Here is a 2,526-nt window from a genome sequence, read left to right as displayed (position 1 = left end):
TACGGTAGGGCATACCGGAACTCACGCTTGGGGAGAGATTCCCTCTGGCTTGGTTGGATACGTCCTGCCAAGTTAAGGAAACTCGTTGAACCAAGAATCCCTCGCTTTCAGCGATGGGAGTGTCAACAGCAGCAGGTGGTGGAGGTTTATCGGCGCGATCGCGGTATCCTAGAACGGGCCCTCACTCTCTTGGCCGCCGACGAACTCACCAGCCCTCTCCTCCCCGGTTTTAGCTCTTCAGTTGGGTCTTTATCTAGATTAAGCCCCCATTCCCGAGTATTTTCTCAACCCCTTACGCCACAACCAACGATTGAGTATCAACAACACCACCCCCCAAACCAATAACGTTAAAAATCCCCGCCCCACCGACACAGGCAAACCCACAAACAGCGCCACTGGGAAATAGAGCAAATAGGGAAAAGGAGTCCACTGGGCTATTTCCTGCATAAGTGGAGGAAACACCTCCAACGGGGCAAGATAACCCGACAAAAACAAATAAAACAGGAAAAATAAATCCTCCAGCGCACTCGCCCGTTCCGTCCAAAACGCCAAAATGGCTAAAGTATATTGCAACAAAAACCGTAAACTAAACGCCAATCCCGTCGCCAAACAACCCAGCACAATTTGCCCTACACTCATCCTCCACATGGCTTGAGGATAGAGCCAGAAAAATAGCACAATCAGTGCCACCACAAAAGGAAGACGGGCTAATCGTTCCGAAAGATGGGCAGCCACATGATGCCAAACCGGGTCAATCGGCTGTAATAACTTCAGGGATAATTTCCCTTGCACAACCTCCTTTTCAAACTCCCAAATCACCCAAACCAGCGTAAATTGACGGACAATAAACACCATAATGAAATAGCGGGCAAAGGTGAGAGAGTCCAGCATAAATTGTCCCCCTTGGGCCGCTTCAATCCAAACCCCCATTAAAATAATGGGCAAAGAACCCGAAAGAACCCAAAACAGCAACTCTGCGCGGTACTCCACCATATAGGCGTAATACACCACCAAAAACGTTTTAATTTTCTGCCACAGCCACATCACCCCTCTACCCCCTGTTTAAATAATCGACCAATGACCTCCTCAATGGGTGGGTCTGCCACACTTAAATCCTCAAGGGGCAGTTGGGCTAAAAGTTGCGCCACCGTTCGCGTCAGGTCTTCCCGACGAACCAAAAACCGCACCTCGCGCCCCTCCATCGTTTCAATTTCTCCGTATTGGTTCAATTGCTCTAAAGGGACTAACTCCGTCAGTTCTACCTTCACTTCCCGATAGGGGGCAAAACGTTCAAGGAGGCCGTCTAAACTGCCATCGTACATTAACTGACCCTCATGGATTAATAGCACGCGCTGACAGAGGGCGGTAATATCGGCCATGTAGTGACTGGTGAGGAGAATGGTGGCCTCATAGCGGCGGTTATATTCTCGCAAAAACTCCCGCACAGCAGCTTGAGCGTTCACATCTAAGCCGAGGGTAGGTTCATCTAAAAATAAAACGGGCGGATGGTGGAGGAGGGCGGCCAAGAGTTCCGCTTTCATGCGTTCTCCGAGGGATAGTTTCCGCATGGGCTGGGTGAGTTTTCCTTCTAGAGCAAGGAGTTGGGAGAGTTCTTGGACTCGGTGTTTAAATTCAGCCTCGGGAATTTGATAAACGGCGGCGTTGATTTTCAAGGAGTCTAGGGCTGGCAAATCCCAGAGCAGTTGCTGTTTCTGCCCCATGACGAGGCTCATTTTTTTGAGAAATTGGGGTTGGCGACGAAAGGGGATATATCCGGCAACGCGCACCTGTCCACTGGAGGGGTGAATCAATCCGGTGAGCATTTTCAGGGTGGTGGTTTTCCCGGCACCGTTGGGGCCGAGAAAGCCGACGATTTCCCCGGTGTCTAGGGTAAAGGAGACATCCTGAACGGCCTGGATGGAGCGATAGGTACGGCGGAAGAAGTGGTTTAGCGTGCCTTTTAAGCCCGGTTGTTTGAGGGCGACGGGATAGGTTTTGCTGAGGCCTTGGACTTCAATAATGGACATAAATTCCTGCAAAGGATGGATTGTGATGTCCATTGTCTAGATCCGAGGGATGAGAACGCAAGAGGTCAACGGCGAATTATCGCTAGGGCTTGCTGAATAAGTCCGAGAGTTGGGTAATCGGGAGTCGGGAAGGGGTTAGGGAAATGCCTATTACCTATTCCCTAGCCCCATGAGCAGAGTTATTCAGCAAACCCTAGCTAGTCCTAATGAGACGTGAACTCTGGGCTATTGTCCTATTTAGATTCTAGGCGAGCCTTTTTTGCACGACTCAGATAGGTTTGCTATAGTATTGCTCTTTGATATCTACTTCAGACGCTACAGCTACTTCAGGCATTAAAGAAGAGTGATGGTGAGCAATTAACCATTGACCATTTTCTTGACACTCCCATCGCTAAAAGCGAGGGATTCTTGGTTCAACGAGTTTCCTTAACTTGGCAGGACGTATCCAACCAAGCCAGAGGGAATCTCTCCCCAAGCGTGAGTTCCGGTATGCCCTACC

The 2,526-nt window shown here is 49.9% G+C and carries 2 protein-coding genes; both read right to left on the bottom strand.

Annotated features, from left to right (window positions below):
* Positions 1-258 precede the first annotated feature (258 nt).
* A complete protein-coding gene (locus K4A83_RS22525; protein ID WP_265266962.1) occupies positions 259-1,044 on the bottom strand; it encodes an ABC transporter permease in 786 nt (261 codons plus the stop codon).
* Positions 1,044-2,027: an ABC transporter ATP-binding protein gene (locus K4A83_RS22520; protein ID WP_407810277.1), complete on the bottom strand. Its 984-nt coding sequence runs from the start codon at positions 2,025-2,027 to the stop codon at positions 1,044-1,046. Before K4A83_RS22520 ends, K4A83_RS22525 begins: the two co-directional genes overlap by 1 nt.
* Positions 2,028-2,526: the final 499 nt, after the last annotated feature.

It is taken from the genome of Spirulina subsalsa FACHB-351 (assembly GCF_026130165.1).
Classification (GTDB): domain Bacteria; phylum Cyanobacteriota; class Cyanobacteriia; order Cyanobacteriales; family Spirulinaceae; genus Spirulina_A; species Spirulina_A subsalsa_A.
Note: the sequence above shows the minus strand (reverse complement) of the source record. Positions and strands in the feature narration are given on the sequence as shown.

What these genes read in the sequence shown, in the direction of transcription:
- K4A83_RS22525 (WP_265266962.1), bottom strand. Translation starts at nt 1,044, where the DNA reads ATGTGGCTGTGGCAGAAAATTAAAACGTTTTTGGTGGTGTATTACGCC.
- K4A83_RS22520 (WP_407810277.1), bottom strand. Translation starts at nt 2,027, where the DNA reads ATGTCCATTATTGAAGTCCAAGGCCTCAGCAAAACCTATCCCGTCGCC.